The organism is Pseudomonas sp., from assembly GCF_050739655.1.
Lineage (GTDB): Bacteria > Pseudomonadota > Gammaproteobacteria > Pseudomonadales > Pseudomonadaceae > Aquipseudomonas.
On record NZ_JBOIBY010000603.1, the window covers coordinates 15,018 to 36,250 of the forward strand.

13 protein-coding genes are annotated in these 21,233 nt (G+C 58.7%); 6 read left to right on the forward strand and 7 right to left on the reverse strand.

Going from position 1 to position 21,233, the window contains the following annotated elements:
* Positions 1-38 precede the first annotated feature (38 nt).
* Positions 39-749: an NAD(P)H-dependent oxidoreductase gene (locus ACRESJ_RS28705; protein WP_431760887.1), complete on the forward strand. Its 711-nt coding sequence runs from the start codon at positions 39-41 to the stop codon at positions 747-749.
* 414 nt (positions 750-1,163) lie between these two features.
* Here ACRESJ_RS28705 and ACRESJ_RS28710 read toward each other — a convergent pair whose 3' ends face one another.
* The 6 genes from ACRESJ_RS28710 to ACRESJ_RS28735 form a co-directional block, all read right to left on the reverse strand.
* Complete coding sequence (locus tag ACRESJ_RS28710) at positions 1,164-2,585, reverse strand: efflux transporter outer membrane subunit (RefSeq protein WP_431760888.1); 1,422 nt, start codon at positions 2,583-2,585, stop codon at positions 1,164-1,166.
* On the reverse strand, positions 2,585-5,773 hold the full coding sequence (locus tag ACRESJ_RS28715) for an efflux RND transporter permease subunit (RefSeq protein ID WP_431760889.1): 3,189 nt from the start codon (positions 5,771-5,773) through the stop codon (positions 2,585-2,587). Before ACRESJ_RS28715 ends, ACRESJ_RS28710 begins: the two co-directional genes overlap by 1 nt.
* A gap of 15 nt (positions 5,774-5,788) precedes the next feature.
* Positions 5,789-7,042 (reverse strand): multidrug efflux RND transporter periplasmic adaptor subunit MexE, encoded by a 1,254-nt coding sequence (mexE, locus tag ACRESJ_RS28720; RefSeq protein ID WP_431760890.1) that lies wholly within the window; start codon positions 7,040-7,042, stop codon positions 5,789-5,791.
* A gap of 201 nt (positions 7,043-7,243) precedes the next feature.
* Positions 7,244-8,788, reverse strand: a complete 1,545-nt coding sequence (locus tag ACRESJ_RS28725; RefSeq protein ID WP_431760891.1) for a Fic family protein — start codon at positions 8,786-8,788, stop codon at positions 7,244-7,246.
* A gap of 180 nt (positions 8,789-8,968) precedes the next feature.
* Complete coding sequence (locus ACRESJ_RS28730) at positions 8,969-9,634, reverse strand: GIN domain-containing protein (protein WP_431760892.1); 666 nt, start codon at positions 9,632-9,634, stop codon at positions 8,969-8,971.
* A gap of 101 nt (positions 9,635-9,735) precedes the next feature.
* Entirely contained in the window at positions 9,736-10,650 is a 915-nt protein-coding gene (locus ACRESJ_RS28735; protein WP_431760893.1) for a LysR family transcriptional regulator, read from the reverse strand.
* A 280-nt stretch (positions 10,651-10,930) separates the two neighbouring features.
* On the opposite strand from ACRESJ_RS28735, the gene ACRESJ_RS28740 reads away from it, so the two are divergent.
* The 4 genes from ACRESJ_RS28740 (at position 10,931) to pgm (ending at position 17,226) form a co-directional block, all read left to right on the forward strand.
* Positions 10,931-11,953 carry a zinc-dependent alcohol dehydrogenase family protein gene (locus tag ACRESJ_RS28740; protein WP_431760894.1) on the forward strand — a complete coding sequence of 341 codons (1,023 nt, stop codon included), beginning with the start codon at positions 10,931-10,933 and terminating at the stop codon, positions 11,951-11,953.
* A 565-nt stretch (positions 11,954-12,518) separates the two neighbouring features.
* Complete coding sequence (locus tag ACRESJ_RS28745; protein WP_431760895.1) at positions 12,519-14,000, forward strand: hypothetical protein; 1,482 nt, start codon at positions 12,519-12,521, stop codon at positions 13,998-14,000.
* Positions 14,001-14,036: 36 nt separating this feature from the next.
* Positions 14,037-15,437, forward strand: coding sequence for a PLP-dependent aminotransferase family protein (locus tag ACRESJ_RS28750; RefSeq protein ID WP_431760896.1), 1,401 nt, complete (start codon positions 14,037-14,039; stop codon positions 15,435-15,437).
* Positions 15,438-15,579: 142 nt separating this feature from the next.
* Positions 15,580-17,226, forward strand: coding sequence for a phosphoglucomutase (alpha-D-glucose-1,6-bisphosphate-dependent) (gene pgm / locus ACRESJ_RS28755; RefSeq protein WP_431760897.1), 1,647 nt, complete (start codon positions 15,580-15,582; stop codon positions 17,224-17,226).
* A 169-nt stretch (positions 17,227-17,395) separates the two neighbouring features.
* Here the strand turns inward: pgm and ACRESJ_RS28760 are convergent, their stop codons facing one another.
* The gene (locus tag ACRESJ_RS28760; protein ID WP_431760898.1) at positions 17,396-18,091 is read right to left on the reverse strand and encodes a pirin family protein; all 696 of its coding nucleotides are present in this window, start codon (positions 18,089-18,091) and stop codon (positions 17,396-17,398) included.
* A 277-nt stretch (positions 18,092-18,368) separates the two neighbouring features.
* Between ACRESJ_RS28760 and ACRESJ_RS28765 the strand changes: the two genes are divergently transcribed.
* A complete protein-coding gene (locus ACRESJ_RS28765) occupies positions 18,369-20,843 on the forward strand; it encodes a UvrD-helicase domain-containing protein (protein WP_431760899.1) in 2,475 nt (824 codons plus the stop codon).
* Positions 20,844-21,233 lie beyond the last annotated feature (390 nt).

The following is a 21,233-nucleotide window of genomic DNA, read 5'->3' on the forward strand; positions in this document are numbered from 1 at the left end:
ACTCAACCCATACGCTGGAAAAAGTCTAAGGAATCACCATGAAAGTACTGATCGTTCACGCCCACCCGGAAGCAAAGTCCTTCACCGCCGCCCTGCGTGATCAGGCCGTGGCCTCCCTTGAAGCCCAGGGCCATGAAGTGCAAGTCAGCGACCTGTACAAAATGAACTGGAACCCGGTGGCGAGTGACGCTGACTTTTCCTCCCGGGAAAACCCCGAGTATCTGGTCTACGCACTGGAACAACGCCTTGGGGTAAAGAGCCAGTCGCTGGCGCCGGACATACAGGCCGAACTGGACAAACTGCTGTGGGCAGACCTGTTGATCCTCAACTTCCCGATCTTCTGGTTCTCCGCCCCGGCCATGCTCAAGGGCTGGATCGACCGGGTGCTGGTGTCGGGCATTTGTTATGGCGGCAAGCGCTTTTACGATCAGGGTGGCTTGGCGGGCAAGAAGGCGCTGGTGACGGTGACGTTGGGCGGGCGCGAACACATGTTTGGCGAAGACGCGATTCATGGCCCGTTGCAGGACATGCTGCGGCCGATTCTGCGCGGGACGTTGGCTTATGTGGGGTTTGATGTGTTGGAGCCGTTTGTGGCTTGGCATGTGCCGTATATCAGCGATGAGGCACGTAAGGGGTTTCTTGTGGAGTATGACCTGCGACTGCAGCATTTGAGTGATGATCTTCCGTTGGTGTTTCCGAAGTTGGCGGATTTTGATGAGAAGCTTTATCCGCTGGCTACAAATGCCTGATTAACACCAAAACTTGCAGGAGCGGGCTTGCCCGCGATGAACGCCAAGGCGCCGCGGACTTTCAGGATGCCCGCGTTATCGTTGACGTCCATCGCCAGCAAGCTGCCCGCGAAGGCGGTGTGTCAGGCACCATTGATATTGGATGTGCCGGCCTTTTCGCGGGCAAGCCTCGCTCCCACAGGTTTTGCTTCGTTCACAAGTGCTGTGGCTGGCACAGGAACCTGTGGGAGCGGGCTTGCCCGCGAAGGCGGTGTGTCAGGCACCACTGATATTGGATGTGCCGGCTTCTTCGCGGGCAAGCCACGCTCCCACAGGTTCTTGTGTTGACCATAAAAAAGCCCCGCGACCGAATGAGACGCGAGGCCAAAAAATTGGTTGGTTGCGGCCAACCAAAGGAGCTCTTGGAGAACCCTGTTACTTGCTGGCGACCGTCTCCGGTTGCCATCCGCCACCGAGGGCCTTGTAGATCGCCACGATGCCGCGATACAGATCGACTTCGGCCTGGGCCTGCGTATCCTCTGCCGCCAGACGCTCGCGCTGGGCATCGAGCAGGACGAGGAAGTCAGCGGTGCCTTCGCGGTAGCGAATTTCGGCCAGATTGGCCGCTGAACGGCTCGATTCGCTTTGGCGAATCAGCGAAATCAGACGCTGCTGGCGTTTGCCGTAGTCGCTGAAGGCGTTTTCCGATTCTTCCAGGGCCAGCAATACCTGTTGCTCGTAGGTCGCCAGGGCGCCCTCGGCATCGGCATCGGCACCACGAATGCGAGCCTTCACGCTACCCAGGTCAAACGCTGCCCAAGTAATGCTCGGGCCCAGCGCCCAGGCGTTGGCCGCCGAGGAACCGATTTGCGAGCCACGTCCGGCGGTCCAGCCGAGGAAACCGCTGAGGCTGACCCGCGGAAACAGATCCGCCTTGGCAACGCCAATCCGCGCCGTGGCCGAAGCCAGCTTGCGTTCAGCACTGAGAATGTCCGGACGGCGTTGCAGCAGTTCACCCGGATCGCCGATCGGCAAGGCCTTGGTAATCGCCGGCAAGTCTTTCGGGCTCAGGTCCACGGTCAACTTGTCGGGGCGCTCGCCCAGCAGGGTGGCGATGCGGTTTTTCTCACGCACCTGTTCAGCCTGCAATTGCGGAACGCTGGCTTCGACCGAGGCCAGACGCGCGTCGGCACGTTCCACATCGAGCTGATCGCCGACGCCGGCATCACGCAGGCTGATGGTGATCTTGCGCGACTCCTGCTGGTTTTCCAGGTTGGCCAAGGCGATCTTTTCCCGCAGCTGTGCACCGCGCAGCTGACCGTAGGAATCCACCAACTCGGCAATCATGGTCACTTGCAGTTGGTACAGATCAGCCTCGAACGCCTGTTGCTCGGCGTTGGCCGATTCCAGGTTGCGCTGGATGCGGCCAAACAGGTCGATCTCCCAAGCCATGTCCAGGCCCAGGTCATAGCGTTCGCTGTTGACCCGGTTGGTGGTCTCGCCAGGAATCTGCCCTTTGCCCAAGTCACTGCTGACCCGGCTGGTGACGGTTGGCATGGCGTCGTTGCTGACGTCATCGCGGATCGCCCGCGCCGCTTTCCAGCGGGCGAAGGCGACGCGCAGATCACGGTTGCCCTTGAGGGATTCGGTCACCAACTGATTGAGGGTCGGATCTTCGAACTGCTGCCACCAGACACCCTCGAAACGCGAGCGGTCAAAGTTCTTCTGGCCGGCCGCACCATCGGTAGCGGTCGTAATGTTGGCCGCCTCGGTGGCGGGGGTCTTGTAGTCCGGGCCGACGGCACAGGCGCTCAGCGCCAGTACCAAAAGGCTCGGCAGGAAGGCTTTCAGACTCATCAATGGGACTCCAGCGGCTTTTCGAGTTTCAGTGCTTTGGCTGCCTTGCGTGCTTCACCGCGCTCGACAAAGTTGCGAATCAGTACGTAGAACACTGGCGTCAACAACAGACCGAAGAAGGTCACCCCGAGCATCCCGGAGAACACCGCCACACCCATGGCATGACGCATTTCTGCACCGGCACCGCTGGAGAACACCAGGGGCACCACGCCCATGATGAACGCGAAGGAGGTCATCAGGATCGGCCGCAGACGCAGGCGGCAAGCTTCCAGCACCGCAGCCAGCGGGTTGAGGCCTTCCATCTGTTTATCCTTGGCGAACTCGACGATCAAAATCGCGTTCTTACAAGCCAGGCCCACCAGTACGATCAAGCCGATCTGGGTAAAGATGTTGTTGTCACCACCGGACACGATCACCCCGGTAATGGCCGACAGCAGGGTCATCGGCACGATCAGGATCACCGCCAGTGGCAGGCTCCAGCTTTCGTATTGCGCGGCGAGCACCAGGAACGCCAGCAGTACGCAGAGCGGGAACACGAACAGCGCGGTGTTGCCGGACAGAATCTGCTGGTAGGTCAGGTCGGTCCATTCGTAGGTCATGCCGTTGGGCAGTTCTTCCTTGAGCAGTTTCTCGATGGCTTTTTCGGCTTGGCCGGAGCTGTAGCCGGGGGCTGCCGCACCGTTGATTTCAGCGGTGATGAAGCCGTTGTAGTGCATCACGCGGTCCGGCCCCGAGGTATCGCTGACCTTGATGAAGGTCGCCAACGGGATCATCTCGCCCTTGTTGTTGCGCACTTTCAGCTGGCCGATCTGGTCGGACTCGAGGCGGAACTGTTGCTCGGCCTGAACGTTGACCTGATAGGTGCGACCGAAGCGGTTGAAGTCGTTGGCATACAGCGAACCCAGGTAGATCTGCAGGGTGTCGAAGATGTCGCTGACGGCCACGCCGTGGGTCTTGGCTTTTTCGCGGTCGATAGCAGCATCGACCTGCGGCACGTTCACGGTGTAGCTGGTGAACAGGCCGGCCAACTCCGGCACGTTATGGCTCTTGGCAATGATGTTCATGGTCTGCTTGTACAGTTCGTCGTAGCCCAGGTTGCCCCGATCTTCGATTTGCAGACGGAAACCACCAATGGTGCCCAGGCCTTGTACCGGCGGCGGTGGGAAGATCGCCATGTAGGCTTCCTGGATCCCGGCAAACTGGCCGTTCAAGGCACCGGCGATGGCGCCAGCGGACATGCTCGGGTCCTTGCGCTCATCGAACGGCTTGAGGGTCACGAACACGATGCCAGCGTTCGGGCTGTTGGTGAAACCGTTGATCGACAGACCCGGGAACGCTACGGCGCTTTCCACGCCCGGCTGCTTGAGTGCCAGGTCGGACATGCGCTTGATCACGTCTTCGGTACGATCCAGGCTCGCAGCGTCTGGCAATTGCGCGAACGCCACCAGGTATTGCTTGTCCTGGCCGGGCACGAAACCGGTCGGGGTGTTGGAGAAACCGAAGAAGGTCAGCACCATCAAGCCTGCGTACAGCAAAAGGGCGATGCCACTTGAGCGGATGACCCGGCGCACGGTGCCGACATAGCCGTGGCTGGCCTTTTCAAAGAAGCGGTTGAACGGACGGAACAGCCAGCCACCGAAGATCTTGTCCAGGACTCTGGAGAAGCGGTCTTTCGGTGCATCGTGGCCCTTGAGCAACACAGCAGCGAGCGCCGGCGACAGGGTCAGCGAGTTGAAGGCCGAGATCACGGTGGAGATCGCAATGGTCAGGGCGAACTGCTTGTAGAACTGACCGGTGAGACCCGAAATGAACGCTGCTGGAACGAACACCGCACACAGCACCAGCGCCGTCGCAATGATCGGGCCGGTCACTTCGCCCATGGCCTTTTTGGTCGCATCGAAGGGGTTAAGCCCCAGTTCAATGTTGCGCTCGACGTTCTCCACCACCACGATGGCGTCGTCCACCACGATACCGATCGCCAGTACCAGGCCGAACAGCGACAGCGCATTGAGCGAGAAGCCGAACAGGTGCATCACCGCAAACGTACCGATCAACGATACCGGCACCGCCACCAACGGAATGATCGAGGCGCGCCAGGTTTGCAGGAACAGAATCACCACCAGTACCACGAGGATCAGCGCTTCGAACAGGGTGTGAACCACCGCCTCGATGGAGCCGCGCACGAAGATCGTCGGGTCATAGACGATGCTGTAGTCCATGCCTTGCGGGAAACCTTTCTTCAGCTCTTCCATCTTCGCCCGAACCTCGTTGGAGATTTCGATGGCGTTCGAACCTGGGCGCTGGAAGATCGGGATGGCCACGGCCGGCTGGTTGTTCAGCAATGAACGCAGGGCGTATTGGCTGGAACCCAGCTCGACGCGGGCGATGTCCTTGAGGCGGGTGATTTCACCGTTGTCGCCTGCACGAATGATGATGTTCTCGAACTCTTCCTCGGAGACCAGACGGCCCTGGGTGTTGATCGACAGCTGGAAGCTCTGGGCACTCGGGGAGGGCGGCGCACCCAGTTGACCGGCGGCCACCTGGCGGTTCTGTTCACGGATGGCGGTCACGACATCGGTGGCGGTCAGGTTGCGCGAAGCGGTCTTGTTCGGATCGAGCCAGACCCGCAACGAGTAGTCACCCATACCGAACAACTGCACATCACCGACACCACCCAGACGAGCCAGCTCATCCTTGATGTTGAGGATCGCGTAGTTCGACAGGTAGAGCATGTCGTAGCGTTTGTCCGGCGAGGTCAAGTGCACGACCATGGTCAGGTCGGGCGACGCCTTGTCCACGGTGATACCGATGCGCGTCACTTCCTCGGGAAGCTTCGGTTCGGTGCGGGTCACGCGGTTCTGTACCTGCACCTGCGCGTTGTCCAGGTCGGTGCCCAGGGCGAAGGCGATGGTCAGGGTGATCGTGCCGTCGGCAGTCGACTGCGAGGACATGTACAACATGTTCTCTACGCCGGTGATGGCTTGCTCCAGCGGAGCGGCCACGGTTTCACCAATGACTTTGGGGTTGGCACCGGGGAAGTTGGCGCGGACCACTACAGTCGGCGGCACCACTTCCGGGTATTCGCTGATCGGCAATTGGAACAGCGAGATGGCGCCGGCGATCAGGATCAGCAGCGAGAGCACCGCTGCGAAGATCGGCCGCGAAATGAAGAATTTGGAAAAATTCATCGGAGTCGTTATCCCTTAACCGCGTGGAGTCACGGCAGCCAGTTTCACAGCCGTACCCGGCGCGACCTTGGCAGGCGCGACTTGGGGCAGGTTGCTGGCTTCCAGTGCTTGTCGTTGTTGTGCCAGGGCCGCGAGGGTTTGCTCGCTGGCCATCGGGATCACTTCAGGGGTCACCGGCGAGCCAGGACGCACCCGCTGCAGGCCCTTGACGATGATGGTGTCGTCCTTGTTCAGGCCATTGCGCACGATACGCAGGCCTTCGATCTTCGGACCCAGCTCGACCGGGCGGTAGGCGGTTTTGTTGTCCGCATCCATCACCAGTACGAACTTTTTGCCCAGGTCCGTTCCGACGGCTTCGTCATTGATCAGCATGGCGTTGTAGGTGCCGCTGCCCACCAGCTTCAGGCGCGCATAAAGCCCCGGGGTGTAGCTGCCGTCGCTGTTGTCGAACACGGCGCGACCACGGATGGTGCCGGTTTTCGGGTTGACCTGGTTGTCGACGAAGTTCATCTGGCCCAGGTGCGGGTTGCCGTCTTCGTTGGACAGGCCCATGTACACCGGAGTGGTAGCGCCGCGTTTGCCCTGGCGGGCGAGCTGGGTGTACTTGAGGAACACACGCTCGTCGGCGTCGAAGTAGGCGTAGACCTTGTCGGTGGAGACCACGCTGGTGAGCGGGGTGGTATCGGCGGTCACCAGGTTACCGGCGGTGATTTCCGCACGGCTGACGCGGCCGGCGATGGGCGCGGTGACGCGGGTAAAGCTCAGGTTCAGCTTGGCCAGGTCCAGCTGCGCTTGAAGGGCACCGACAGCGGCGCGGGCTTCTTGTGCTGCGCTGGTGCGCGAGTCGGCCAGTTCCGCCGAGATCGCGTTGCTGGTGCGCAGGCGCTCACCGCGCTGGGCTTCATTTTCGCTGCGGGTGGCAGTGGCGCGGGCTTGGGCTACCAGGGCTTCGAGGCGGCGGACTTCAGCCTGGAACGGACGCGGGTCGATCTGGAACAGCAGGTCGCCTTTCTTGATCAGTGCGCCTTCGGTGAAGGCCACTTCATCGATCTGGCCGGAGACCCGTGGGCGGATTTCTACGGTTTCCGGCGCTTCGAGGCGTCCGGTGAATTCGTCCCACTCGTTGACGGGTTGCTCCAGCACCTTGGCCACGCTGACTTTGGCCGCGGGCATCGTGGCGGCAGTTTCAGGCGCCTTGCCGCACGCGCTGATCACCACTACGGCCAATAAAGCCAACGGGAAGCGCAAATGTTTGAGTGACTGTTCCATGGATGCATCCGCCAATGTGTTGAGATTGGCGAATGATGCGCGGCAGGGTTGTATGGAACGAATCGAATGGGGCGAAGGTAACTATCATTCGGAATGATATAAGACCCGACCAAGCCCTCTAGATTGCACCTTCGGGTGATGGGCGATCAATCGGGTTGATGGCAATTCTGTGTTGCGCAGAAAGCATCAATCAGATCCCTGTCACTCTTGGCCGCTACCCACTTCTTGGTCTTCGAATGCACTGCGCACCGCTTCCACCACACGTTGCGCTCGGTGAGCGTCATCGAGCTGCGGATACGCTTTCTTCAACTTGCCAGAGACCTGCCAGCCGTTTTCCTTCAGAGAGCGAATGATGCGGTTCGCGTCCTGGTTCGGCATTTCCAGCACCTCTTTGAGACGTTCCTGGGCGCGCTGGAAAATGACCAGCACACGGGCCTCATCGGCCATCTCGGTGCGGACCGTATGCGCCACGACCTCTGCCGTGTACAGGACGTGTTCGGTCAAGTCGGGATAGCGCCATGCCCATTGCGCGTCGTCGTAGTCATCGAAGAACAGGTTGCTCGTGGTGCCGTCCTCGTAGGCGATGAGTTCGCCAAAGCGGTAGGACGATGCATAACGTTGCATGAATGGCCGCGAAAACACTTCCAGCGTGCGGTCGTAGCGTGCCCTGAAATCGATCGAGCTGGTGATGGTGGCCGATACCGGCAGGATCACGCCATCAGGCACTGCCTTATCGCGGATCAGTGTGTCGTTGATCAGGAAGCGATGGATCCGCCCATTGCCGTCCCGCATGGGGTGGATATAGACAAAGGCGAAGGCGAGTGCCGCTGCTCGGGCCAGTGGCTCGGCGCCTTGTGTTGCCAGCTCGAAAGCTTTCAGACCGTCGAGCAACTGCGCCAGCACCTCAAATGGCGGCGCGATGTAGTGCACGATGTCCTCGCGCATGGTCGCTTGTCCCACGAAGACCGGCGAGCGCCGCAGGCCCAGTCCAATGGCATCGTGACCCAGGATACCGGCTTGCAACGTGTGCAGGCTGTCGCTGCTCAAAGGGTCTTCGATATGGCCACAGTATTTTGCGATCACGTGGGCAAATCGCTGGATTCGGTCAGCCTTGTCTGCCTCTTTTTCGATCAGAAAGCTCGCACGGGACTCCTTGAGCGTCAGCCAACTGGCTGTGCGCATCAGAATGTCGGCGCCAAAGGTCTGGTTCAGCTCACCCAGTGCCGCATGCAGGTCGAATTGCAGTGCTTGTTGTACGGTTTCTGTACGCCGGATCAGGGGGCAAAACTGTGGCACGCCGGGCAGATTATCGTTGATGCGCCAGCGCCGTATCCGCAGTGGCACAACACGGGTCAGGTATTGCTTGGACGAAACGGCATCGACATAGCCGCCATTGGTGACATCCGGAACATCAAGTTGCTGTCCGGTCAGCCACTCGTACAGGAATCCGGTGCGGCGGGCATATTGGCCAAAGGGCGCTTGCCGGCACCAGGCTTCGATGGGCTTTGGGCCTACAGCCGCAAATAGTCGGGCGAAAAACTCGAGATGAATTTCTTCGTACTTGAGCCCAAACTCAAAATGCCCCGCGAAGTCGTCCGTCGGTTGGTAACTGGCAGGGTACTTACGCTGGATATGTCCGTTGCTCTCGCGGCTCGTTCGTGTCGTCCCGATCACCGATTCGACGCGCAAGGGTTGTGCAAGCGCGACACTGTAGTGATCGGCGAGCGCCTTGAATCCTACTTGCATTGTCGAATCCCCTAACCAGAGCTGAAAAATGATAGCGAGAAGGGGATGGTACGCGAAAACGATATTTCGACGAGTGTGAAAATGCTAATGATCACTTGAATTTATTAATAAACTAGCGATTTTCTCGAAAACGATAACGGGTGGTGCTCTTTGACCAGCGTAGGCCTGAACACCCGTTGTTTACGAACAATCAGAAGTTGAAATGGCGCTGGCGAAAGAGTCCGTGGCACCGGTAACGACTTGAGCCGATGGGCTGACAGACATCCGTGCACCGGCAGACAAGCTGCCGTTAATCCTGGGGATATGACACAGGGATGATTGCGCTCCCATGCTCATGCGGACATTCGCCACATCTGCAGTGAAAGGCAGCGGTTTTTTGTTGAAGGTGCCGCCCATTGCCAGGTCAAGAACCAGTTCACCGGTCTTACCCTCGATCTGGAGGTCTGCACCCTTGCTGCCTGCCACTGTCAGTTTGGACTGATCGACAGCACACGCAGGTGCCACGATTTTTATCCCTGCTTTCCCTGTGAGCCCCGTCAGTGGCTTGCTGGTATACAGCGTGATGTCCAGCGTATGGGAGGTGAATCGATCATTTTTCGCTGCGTCATTGACGATCAATAGCGCCTGGTTGTTCGTGGTCACCTGGAGCTTATCCAGCGTATCCGCGGAGCCTGAGACCACCATGGAAGACGTTGCAGCACATTTGATGGACAGGTTTATACCCTGTCGGACTTCAACGCTGCTGAAGGCGTTCAGGGCAAAGGTTTTTTCTGCGGCCAGTGCAGAGCAACCAACCGTGCTGGCCAGCAGTACAACCACCAGCTTCATCGTATTTCTGTTGATCATGAAACTTCCTTATTTCACAGTAATGTCGCCAGATCTCCATTAGCTCTGGAAACAAGTGCTCACGTCGGACGGTAATGGAATGGGGCGCCGGTGAAAGTCGATCAAAGACTATCCGGGTCGCCAAAAAACATCTGAATCCTTGAGCGCAGCCAACGCTCCCCCGGATCATTATCCTGCGACCCGCGCCAGGCCATGTGCAGTTCAAAACTGCGCACCGGCAACGGCGGGTCTTCGGCTCGTACACCACCGGCGGCCGTCAGTGCATCGGCCGTATAGTCCGGGACGGTCGCGACGATGTCAGTGCCGGAAAGCAGCGTACTCAAACCGTTGAACTGCGGCACCGCGAGCACAACGTGACGTTTACGCCCGAGCTTTTCCAGTTCTTCATCTATAAAGCCGCTGAGGTCGCCAGCGAACGAAACCAGCGCATGGGGGCGCGCGCAGAAGTCATCCAGGCTCAGAGGCCCCGGCACGGTGTCGGCGCGCAGCAGTTTTGGCATGCTACGACGCAGCACTTTGCGCTTGGCATTGGCTGGTAGGTCGGTGGTGTAGCTGACGCCAATGGAGATTTCACCGGACGCCAACAATCCCGGCATCAGGATGTAGTTGACCCGCCGAATGACCAGCACGATCCCTGGGGATTCGGCGCGCAGGCGCTTGAGCAACATCGGTAGCAAGGCGAATTCAACGTCGTCCGACAGCCCGATGCGGAAAACCGCTGTGCTGGTGGCCGGGTCGAATTCGGCCGCACGGCTGACGGCAGTGGAAATCGAATCGAGGGCCGGAGAGAGCAGGGCGAAGATTTCCACGGCCCGTGCGGATGGCTCCATGCTGCGGCCGGTTCGCACAAACAACGGGTCGTCGAACAGCCCGCGCAGGCGCGAGAGCGCCGCGCTGATGGCCGGCTGGCCGAGAAACAGCTTTTCCGCGGCGCGAGTCACACTGCGCTCGTGCATCAATGTTTCGAATACGATCAACAGGTTCAGGTCGACACGACGCAGGTCATTACGATTCATCTGGAGTCCTGGCAGAGTCAGCAAACTTGACGTGAGCGGCCATATGAGAACAATGGCCAGCGGGAATATTACGGGGAATTGCTGGTACTCTGCACCGACAAATTGAGTTTTTCCCGCAAGGGACGGTCAAAATTCCTACAGCATTGAGCAACATTGGACGACGTTCCCGCTGCGGCGGAATCAATGACAGGCATGTCGACTATTAATAGCCACTGATAGTGTTGGGTTCAAAGCCCAGCTAGAGTTCAAGGCATTAGAGGTTCATTTGGCGAGGTTTGCGATGTCCCGCACGATCCGTTTTCACAAATTTGGTTCAGCCGAGGTGCTCAAATGCGAAGAGCATGCGGCGGCTCTGCCTGCACCGGGTGAAGTGCAGGTGCGCGTCGAAGCCATTGGCATCAGTTGGTACGACACTCTCTGGCGCCAGAATCTGGCGTCGTCCCATGCCCGCCTGCCTTCGGGCATTGGCCAGGAAATGGCGGGTATCGTCACGGCTGTCGGCGAGGGTGTCGATGACCTGGCGGTCGGTGACAAGGTCGCCAGTTTTCCCGCTCAAAGCCCGAACGACTATCCGGTATACGGCGAGTTGATTGTGCTGCCGCGTTCGTCGCTGACCCGTTACCCGGACGTACTCAGCCCGATTGAGGCCAGCGTGCATTACACGCCGCTGTTGATCGCCTATTTCGGCTACACCGATCTGGCGCGGGTCAAGCCCGGGCAATTTGCCCTGGTCACTGACGCCAGTCACTGTGCCGGCCCATCGTTCGTACAACTGGGCAAGGCCTTGGGTGTTCGAGTCATCGCCGCGACCAAAACCGCGGACGAGCGTGAGTACTTGCTGTCGCTGGGTGCCGAGAAAGTGATCGTCACCGAGGAAGAAGATCTGCTGATGCGGATCAACAAGATCACCGATAACCGCGGCGTGGATGTGGTGTTCGATGGCCTGGGTGGCCCGCAGATGTCTCTGCTCGGCGACGTGCTGGCACCGCGTGGCAGTCTGGTGTTGTATGGCTTGCAAGGCGGTAACCAGACACCATTCCCGGCGTGCGCAGCGTTCCAGAAGAACATTCAGTTTTTCGTTCACTGCATCGGCAACTTCACCGGCAAGCCGGAACTGGGTATCACCCAGGACCAGGTCGCGCTGCAACGGGCCTTGCGTGACATCAATCAGCTGACCGCGGATCGCGTGTTGCTGCCGCTCAAGACTCGGGTCTTCCCCTTTGCCGAGTTTGTCGAGGCACACCGCTACATGGACGAATGCCCATGCCGTGAAAGGGTTGCGCTCGAGGTTGAGCCAGCCTGACCTCCCCCGAAGAGTCCGTGACCCCACGGACTCTTTTTGCTTACAGCACTTTCCTACATGAGACTACTCGCTGATCTGTCAGTGAGGCAGTTCTGCAACTGAACTGGTTTTTGCTCTCGATCTGTAGCTTCTAATCAGCATCTAAGCCCTGATAATTGGATGATTACTTTCATCTCAGGGAATGAGCTATGAGCCGGTATCAGGCTGATACTTGTCAATGCGCACTGCGGATATATATTCAAGAACTAATTGGCTGTTGTACGGCTGTTGAGCAAACGTCGGAATCTTCTTTCTTTATTTCCTGTGCTAAACGTCTGTGGGACTTTGTGGGAAGTTTCCTAGGACATAAAGAAACGTCGCAAGAACCTTGTTTCAAGCGGGTATTCAGGTCGCTAGCCCGTGTGCAAGGTGTCCGCAACCTCACATGCGCTCAAATGTTGATCTGAAGATTAAGTGCTAGCATTTGGCAATAAAACCAATATCCAAACCAAGTTCAGGTCAATCTCCTGCGCTGTGCGTCCTGCTATATGCGCGTTATTGAACTACGAGTACCAGGTACAAAAAGATGACCAATATCCATGAACAAGCCATGAGTAATGTTTACCAGCAAGTGCTGGCACGATTACTCAGTTTCTTTTCCCGAGCCGAGCGCACGGCATTGCAGTTGTTGATTCAGCGTTTGGGGGCGGCTGCCGGCGGCATGGAACAGATAGCTGATTTAAAGGTGCTGGCGATTCAGACTGGCACCCGTGACAGCTGTTACACCTTGGCATTATTGCGCGCAGCACAATTGACCATCGCGAGCCGGGCGCCCGCGACATTCCATTTACGCGTGGCGACCTTGCGTCTGAACGGCACCCACCCGATGGCGCTGGAAAACATAAACCGCAGTTACAGCGCCTTGTTCGTCTGCGACGATCCACGGGTTGAGGTGCTGATGGCCGATAACAGGAAGGTTGTGCCATTTGACCCGCTGGTGCCGTTTTCCAGGGCCGGACGCGAGTCGAACCGGTTGAATATGTTGATGCTCGGACATCGTCGGGCCTGCGGCGGGCTACTTGATCTTTGGGACGATGGGTATCTGGCCACCGGCGAGTTCTATGGGCAGATCACCCGATGGAATCATGGCGTGGATGTCTTGATCAGCAGCGACACGCCTCGCCAGCAAAAGCTGTTTTTCGAAGGGTTGAAACGCGCTGCCGCCAAGGCTGGTCACCATTCATCAAGCCACCATGAGCCAGGTTACGCCGGCTTGTTCGCCTTTATCGATGAAATGGGCAGCAATGGCTATCAGCGGTTTTATTCAGAACCGGGGCACCAGCCCTGGCGTCCGGCCGAAGACTTCGAAACCTGTCGCCGCGCAACGCTCGTAGACATCCATGACTTGATGGTCAGCAACCTGGAGGAGCGTGGGCCGCTGCTCACCGATTTTCTTGGATTCCAGGCGGACGAACTGGCCGATCAACTCAGTGACAACGACTATGTCAGCCTGCCTCTGTCGGCGCACCTGCGAGGGCTGCATGGCTGCTTTGTGCAAGGTCGCACCTATGAGGAGGGTGTTGGCCAATATCTGCAAAGGGCCTTGATCACGCTGCGTCGTAAACGACTGCCGGAGCGCTTGTGCGAGCAGGTGTTTGAAGCGTTCGGCAACCCGGCGACGATTACGCTCCTGCGAACACAAATTGCAATCGAGGCGCAACGAAACCTGGGTTTGAGCGAGGCGCAGTTGGTGTGCCTGCTGTTCGCGCCTTTCGTGGACAACGGCGCAGCGCTGGAGCGATTCCTGCGCCGATGCCATCCTGGAATGATGGTGGGCCTGCCTGACTTGCACCGGGCCATGCAGGGGCATCATGTGGCGGATCAGATTGTGCAATGGTTGGTCGACGTCAGCGGCTTGCCCCTGCATCTGGTGTGTGAGCTTTATCGCCGGGAAAGTGTCGTGGATGAGGGCAGGGTGCCTGAGTTGATGGGTGGCTATGCTGGCCTGGAAATCGATGCGCTTGCCCCTCACTCGCCCGTACCGGGTGAATCGCCAGCAGGCCGTTGAAGTGAACGTCAGTCATCACGCCCACGGCCCATATCCATGAAAGGGCCCCGTGAAACCGATTTCGCTTACCAGGCGGTTTACCGCTATCTGACCAGTCTTATCAGCGAGCCTGTCGGTGAGGAGCGTGTGCGCCTGCCTTCTTTGCGGCAACTGGCGGTGCGGCTGAATGTATCGATATCGACCATTCAGTACGCGTATGCGTTGCTGGAAAAAGAAGGTCGGGTTTATTCCGTCTCCAAGTCAGGTTACTTCGCACCACCGGTGCCGTCTGCAAACCTGCTCTACAGCGGCAACGACTTGCTCGAAAGTGTTTATGTCAACGCTCGTCGCCCTGGGATGCTGGTTCTGAGCGCGGATGATCCGGCGATGTTGCAGCCAATCGACAGCCCTTTGTTATTGCTCGAAAGAGAGTTGCTGCGCCAGTACCCGCGCCAACTGCAGGCGCACGCTCAACCTTGCGGCGAACTGGAACTGCGCATGGCATTGGCCGCGCGTTACACCACCTCGCCGGTGCGTTGCTGGAACGCTGAAGATGTTTATATCGGGGCGGATCTTCGCGGGGTACTGGAGATTCTTGTGGATGCGCTGGAGTTGAAGGATACGACCGTCGTGGTCGAGTCGCCGTGCGACTGGGTGATCCTGCGACTGTTCAAAACGGCGAGCATTCGAGTGATCGAATGGCCAGTGATGACCAATGGCGGCTTGAACCACGAACATCTCCAGCAATTGCTGGACACTGAGCCTGTACGGTTGGTGATGGTCTCATCCGGCCTGAACATGCCCAGGGGCAGTCGCGCCTGCGATGACAATCGCAACGTTGTCGCCCAATTGCTCAAAAGGCACGACTGTTGGGTCCTTGAAAACGACTGTTACGGTGAGCTTGAATTCGAACCCGATGGGCTGCGATTTCGTGATCTGCTGGCCCCGGAGCGATTGATCGTATTTTCCACCTTCGAAAAGATCATGGGGCCCGAAGCGCCCTACGGCTATCTGCTTTCACGCCATTGGAGCGCCGAGTTACAGCGGCATTTTCTATTGCGTGCCTTCCGCCTGTCTCCGATTCGCCAGAAAGCCATTGCCCGTTTGTACAGCAACGGGCGCATCGATCAGCACCTGCAACTGCTGCGCCGACGCCTCAAGGATGGCAAAGCGCAGATGATCCAGTTGTTGCAGGAGCGATTGGGCGATGCCATGCATTTTGTCGAGCCTGAGGGGGGCGCGACAGTCTGGGTGCGATCGCAGCGTCAGGTCGATGTGCGCCAGGTATTCCAGCGCCTGCTCAAGCAGCAAGTGGTCGTAGCGCCTGGAGAGCTGTTCAGTCTTCAAGGCCTGCACGCACAACATTTGCGATTGAGCCATAGCGTTGGCAGCGATCAGGACCTCGCGATGGCCTTGGGTTTGTTGGCGGACGCATTGCGAATGGAGGCGATGGAATGAGCGCAAAGGCCCGGCGCTACTGGGTCTTTGGGATTTATAACATTGCGCATGGGGTAAACCGGGATCGATAACGTCGCGCAGCGGTCAAACTGCCAGTAGACTGCGACCCAATCCCTGAACCACTCTATCCTAGAGGTTTTGCATGACACTCAGTCATTTTGCGGGCAAACCGGCACCGGCAGAATTGTTGGTCGATATCCCGCGATTGGTAACGGCGTATTACACCGGCCAGCCTGATGCCGCCATTTCGACCCAGCGCGTGGCTTTCGGCACGTCCGGGCATCGGGGCAGCTCCTTCGACCTGAGTTTCAACGAATGGCACGTTCTGGCTATCAGCCAGGCGATCTGCTTGTATCGCGAAGCCCAGGGCATCGATGGTCCACTGTTCGTCGGAATCGACACCCATGCACTGTCCACGCCGGCCGGCGCGAGCGCCCTTGAAGTGCTGGCAGCCAATGGCGTCACGGTGATGATTGCCGAAGGTGATGAATACACACCGACCCCGGCCATTTCCCACGCCATTCTCTGCTACAACCGCGGGCGCACCTCCGGGCTCGCTGACGGCATTGTCATCACCCCATCCCATAACCCGCCGCAAAGCGGGGGCTACAAATACAATCCCACCAACGGCGGCCCGGCCGATACCCACATCACCAAGTGGATCGAAGCCAAGGCGAACGAGCTGCTGGTCAACAAGTTGGCGGGCGTCAAGCGCATCAGCTATGAACAAGCGCTAAAGGCCAGCACCACCCATCGTCACGATTATGTGAACACCTACGTGGCCGACCTGATCAACGTGATCGATTTCGATGCCATTCGCGATGCCAAGCTGCGTCTGGGTGTCGATCCATTGGGCGGAGCAGGGGTGCGCTACTGGTCGGCGATTGCCGAGCACTACCGCCTGGATCTGGACGTGGTGAACAAAGAGGTCGATCCGACCTTCCGCTTCATGACCGTGGATTGGGATGGCCAGATTCGCATGGACCCATCGTCCACCCATGCCATGCAAGGCTTGATCGGCCTCAAGGAACGCTTCGACGTAGCGTTTGCCTGCGATCCGGACCACGACCGCCACGGCATCGTCACTCCGTCCGGCGGCCTGCTGGCGCCGAACAATTACCTGGCGGTCTCGATTGATTACCTGTTCCAGAACCGTCCGCAATGGCGCGCCGATGCAGCCGTGGGCAAAACGGTGGTCAGCAGCGGGCTGATCGATCGCGTCGCCAAGCGTCTGGGACGCCGCCTGTATGAAGTGCCGGTCGGCTTCAAGTGGTTTGCCGACGGCCTGTTCGACGGCTCCCTGGGCTTTGGCGGTGAAGAGAGCGCAGGCGCATCGTTCTTGCGCAAGGACGGCGGCGTCTGGTGTACCGACAAGGACGGGCTTATCCCGGCATTGTTGGCCGCCGAAATGACCGCACGCACCGGCCGCGACCCGAGCCAGGCCTATCGTGCGCTGACCGATGAACTGGGTGAGCCGTACTCGGTGCGCGTCGACGCCAAGGCTAACCCGGAGCAGAAAGCCCTGTTGAGCAAGCTGTCGCCAGCGCAAGTCACCTCGACTGAGCTGGCAGGCGAAGCTATCCAGAGCATTCTCAGCCACGCACCGGGTAACGACCAGGCGATTGGCGGTTTGAAAGTCATGACCGAGAACGGCTGGTTCGCGGCACGTCCGTCGGGCACTGAAGACATCTACAAAATCTACGCCGAGAGTTTTGTCAGCGATGACCATCTCAAGCAGCTTGTAGCCGAGGCGCAGACGCTGGTGGATGGCGCAATTTCTTCAACGTGATCTTGATCGTTCCCACGCTCTGCGTGGGAACGCAGCCCGGGACGCTCTGCGTCCCAATCAAGAGCCGAACGCGGAGCGTCCGTTAAGGCATTCCCACGCAGAGCATGGGAACGATCAAAAAAAAGGGTGACCATTACGGTCACCCTTTTTTTGTCCGGCAGTTACCTGATCAAGCCAGATCCACCAACACGATCTCGCTGTCTTCGATGGCAGTCACTCGCAACACCTGCTCATCGGCAACCGCCACACCGTCGCGAGCTTGTGCACGCAGGCCGTTGACCTCGATGACGCCGGTCGCCGGTACCAGGTAAGCACGACGCCCACTGTCCAACCGATATTCGGCCGTCTCACCGGCCTTCAGATTTGCCGCTACCAAGCGCGCATCAGCCCGAATGCGCAGGCTTTGATCATCACCTGCCTTGCCGCTGGCCAGGGTCACGAAGCCTTCGCGCTGACCTTGGGGGAACGGTTTGGCGCCCCAGGAAGGTGCCAGGCCGGATTCGTTGGGGATAATCCAGATCTGGAAAATCTTGGTGGGCGTCGCTTCCAGGTTGTATTCGCTGTGGGCAATCCCGGTCCCGGCGCTCATGACCTGAACGTCTCCGGCCTCAGTGCGTCCCTTGTTACCCAGGTTGTCCTGGTGGGTAATCGCACCTTCACGCACGTAGGTGATGATTTCCATGTCCCGGTGTGGATGCTGCGGGAAACCGGTGCCTGGCGCGATCACGTCGTCGTTCCACACCCGCAGGTTGCCCCAATTCATGCGTTTAGGGTCATGGTATTCGGCGAACGAAAAGTGGTGATGGGCATCCAACCAGCCGTGATGAGCGCCACCAAGCGAGTTGAAAGGTCTGAGTTCAAGCATGATCGTCTCCTGAAAGGTTCGTCATGGGGCTTAACGCGTGAGCCATGAAGCGAGACCGGTGGTTGATGACGGCCATCATCCTGCAGGCAATAATCGATAAAAAGCGTAAAAAGTGCCTCATAACAATCGAATAGCTTGATATAAAACGTTCAGAAATGTTCTTAGCCAGCCTTCAGTTAATCGCATAACCCAATGAGTCATAAGCAATTGACTAGAACTGAACGGCAAATGCAGACACCATAGCCCTCAACAGCCTCAGCCCCTGGAGTCCGTCCGCGTGCCGCAACACACCCCCGATCTTCCGCCTGAACTTCGCCCCCTGGCCGAGATGCCGCTGCTCAAGCGGCTGGCGGCCCGTTTTTTTGGCCACGGCCTGACGCGCTTGCGTGCACAGCACCGGGCATCCTGGTTGCACGGCCAGGCCGACGGTTTTCGCAGCGGGCACACGGCCGGGGTGGATTACGGCTACAAGGAAGGCAAGCTCGAAGGGTTGGAAGAAGGTCGCCAAGTGCTGCTGATACGCGACTCGCGCAGCACCGAGCATCGCCCGCCGAACGTCGATGACTATCTGTTCGATGACTGGCGCCTGCCGTTGAGCGCCGACCTGAAAAAGCGCATGAAAGCCGATGTTGCCCGGCTGCTGCCTTCCCACGCGCAACCGAGCGCCGCTCAGTGGAAGATGATCTTCAGCGATACGCCGTCAACGTCGGTGATTGCCGGCGCTGGTGCGGGCAAGTCGACGACACTGGTCCTGCGGATCGTATTGCTGACGCAGTATCTGGGGTTCGAACTGGATTCGATGACAGTGGTGACCTTCACCCGTGAGTCGCGCAAAGACTTCATCAACAAGCTGATTGAGCTGTTCGCGTTGTGGGGGCGGGCGATCAGCTTCAAGGAGGCCCGCGATCTGGTGCGCACCTTCCACTCGCGGATATTGCCCATGGTCCGCAGCCTGCCGGGCTTCGAGCGTCTGCAAGCCTTCGAAAACCTCAGCCACCGCACCCCCGGCGCAGATGATGAGGTTGATAGCAATCCGTTCGACCTGCGCATCAACGATGCCCAGCGCCAGCAGCTCAATGCTTGTTATCACGCCTTGCACACCCGCGATGAGCGCCTTCGTGAACTGATCAAACCGCTGTCGCGCCACGCCTTGCAACTCAGGGAACTGGAGCGCGACCACCCGGATGTACAGAAACGCATGGCCGTGACCGAACTTGCCGCCAAGCGCGATGAAGAGCTTTGCGACACGATCGAGGATCTGTGGCTTCGAGCAAAAGCCTGGCCGATCAAGGGCATAGAGCCCAATCGTCAGAAGTTTGAAATCAACGGTTCGACTTTCCATTGCCACGGCTATATCCCGTCGCTGGACGCCTGGGTGGTGCTGGGTTTCGATCCTCGGGAAAACCCGCAGGTTACCCGACCCAATGCCAAGCTGAGCGTGCGTGCGGAGTGGGCAGTGAAGCGCACGCTGTTTCAAGCTTTCTGTCGTAAGCCATTGATATGGCTGGATAGTTATGAATCGTCAAAACGCGTGCTGGCGTCACTGGCCGGTGATGCCAGCGCCGGGCCGGGCTTCGATTACAAGGTCAAGGGTGAGCTGGCGAGCGCACCCTTGCTTGATTGCTTTGTCACAGCAGCCGGATTTATCGAAAACCTTGGTCTGGATGTGCCGACGGCTGTAGGCCAGATGAGTTTTGGCAAGGACGACCCGGACCGGTTTTTCTTCGAGGCCTTGAGCCTGTTCTGGCGAGCGCTGGAAGATCATCTGCTCGATCAAAAACCGCCCATCATGACCTACAACCGAATGTTCGCCTTGTTCAGCGAACATTCGCCAGAAAACCTCAAGCTGCTGGGTGATGAATTGCTGCGGCCGCTTTCGCATGTGATGATCGATGAGTTCCAGGACGTATCGCCACAAATCGTTTCGTGGATCCGCGCCAGCCTGGCCGAGATCCGCAGTCGCGGCCCGGCCATGCACGTGGGCCGAGGCGCGCAACGCTCGTCATTGCTTTGCGTGGGGGACGACTGGCAATCGATCTATGGTTGGCGCGGCAGTTCGCCGAGTTACTTCATGGAGTTCAACAAGGAATTCCCGTCGCCGAGCACCACCAAAGTCATGCTCAGCGACAATTACCGCAGCCACCAACACATCATCGACGCCGCCGAGCACATCGTGCGTGCCGCACCGGCGATTGCCGGCAAGAAGGCAAAGGCCAGCGGCGAGCCGAGAGACTTGCTGCCGGTCAACGTGCTGGACCGGGATGACCAAGGCATGGCTCAGCGCCTCATGGAGCATTACCGGAAAGGCGATTCAATCCTCATGCTCTATCGAAAAAGCAGCGATAAGTCATTGATGGAACAGCATATTAAGCCAGTACTTAATGTTGATTCTAGCTTGCCCTATGAGTCGCGACGGTTGAAGCAACTGACCTACCACAGCGCCAAGGGCTTGCAGGCGGACGCGGTTTTCCTGCTCGGCGACTGCCAGCACCTGACCAGTTCGCCTTACAAGAATCAGGTGTATCGAATGGCCGGTCTTGGCAAGGCCGGTGACAGCGAGCCTTATGACACCGCGCAGAAAGACGAGATCCTGCGGTTGGCTTACGTCGGCATTACCCGTGCGGTGAGTCATTGCTATTGGTATGTCGACAGCCAGGACACCCAGGCCGCGAATATGCCCAAGGCGTCTGATCGGATTGGCAAGGGCAAGGCTTTTTTTGCTGATCATCGCCAGGGCAAGGTCTCGGCGTGAGGTACGACGGGGCGGTTGTTTTGATTGCGTACATATCCGATTCTGCGGTAACGGCGGCTTAGGGTTCCGCCCTTACGGCGGGTTACTTGGAAGAGCGCCAAGTAACCAAGCGCTTTTATCACCTGACGTACGGTGCCACGCCTAGGCTCGGCATCCCCTCGCGCCGGTGTCCATCCGGGGGCATCGCCTACGGTTTGCTGCGCTGCACCTCCTCTCGATGTGTGCGTCTTCGCCGCACGGCGCTGCGCGCCTGCCCCCCGGAGAACACCTCCACTCGGCCTTCCGACGGCGCAGATCAAGATCAAAAGCAAAGCAGACCGCGTTCACTGTAGGAGCTGGCTTGCCAGCGAAAATCGTCAACGATGATGCGTTAATCCTGATGCCCCGCGG

Bases quoted from the DNA above. Each gene is read 5' to 3' on its own strand.
- pgm (WP_431760897.1), top strand. From the start codon at position 15,580: ATGACACTCAGTCATTTTGCGGGCAAACCGGCACCGGCAGAATTGTTG.
- ACRESJ_RS28730 (WP_431760892.1), bottom strand. From the start codon at position 9,634: ATGATCAACAGAAATACGATGAAGCTGGTGGTTGTACTGCTGGCCAGC.
- ACRESJ_RS28740 (WP_431760894.1), top strand. From the start codon at position 10,931: ATGTCCCGCACGATCCGTTTTCACAAATTTGGTTCAGCCGAGGTGCTC.
- ACRESJ_RS28735 (WP_431760893.1), bottom strand. From the start codon at position 10,650: ATGAATCGTAATGACCTGCGTCGTGTCGACCTGAACCTGTTGATCGTA.
- ACRESJ_RS28745 (WP_431760895.1), top strand. From the start codon at position 12,519: ATGACCAATATCCATGAACAAGCCATGAGTAATGTTTACCAGCAAGTG.
- ACRESJ_RS28715 (WP_431760889.1), bottom strand. From the start codon at position 5,773: ATGAATTTTTCCAAATTCTTCATTTCGCGGCCGATCTTCGCAGCGGTG.
- mexE (WP_431760890.1), bottom strand. From the start codon at position 7,042: ATGGAACAGTCACTCAAACATTTGCGCTTCCCGTTGGCTTTATTGGCC.
- ACRESJ_RS28710 (WP_431760888.1), bottom strand. From the start codon at position 2,585: ATGAGTCTGAAAGCCTTCCTGCCGAGCCTTTTGGTACTGGCGCTGAGC.
- ACRESJ_RS28725 (WP_431760891.1), bottom strand. From the start codon at position 8,788: ATGCAAGTAGGATTCAAGGCGCTCGCCGATCACTACAGTGTCGCGCTT.
- ACRESJ_RS28760 (WP_431760898.1), bottom strand. From the start codon at position 18,091: ATGCTTGAACTCAGACCTTTCAACTCGCTTGGTGGCGCTCATCACGGC.
- ACRESJ_RS28750 (WP_431760896.1), top strand. From the start codon at position 14,037: ATGAAAGGGCCCCGTGAAACCGATTTCGCTTACCAGGCGGTTTACCGC.
- ACRESJ_RS28705 (WP_431760887.1), top strand. From the start codon at position 39: ATGAAAGTACTGATCGTTCACGCCCACCCGGAAGCAAAGTCCTTCACC.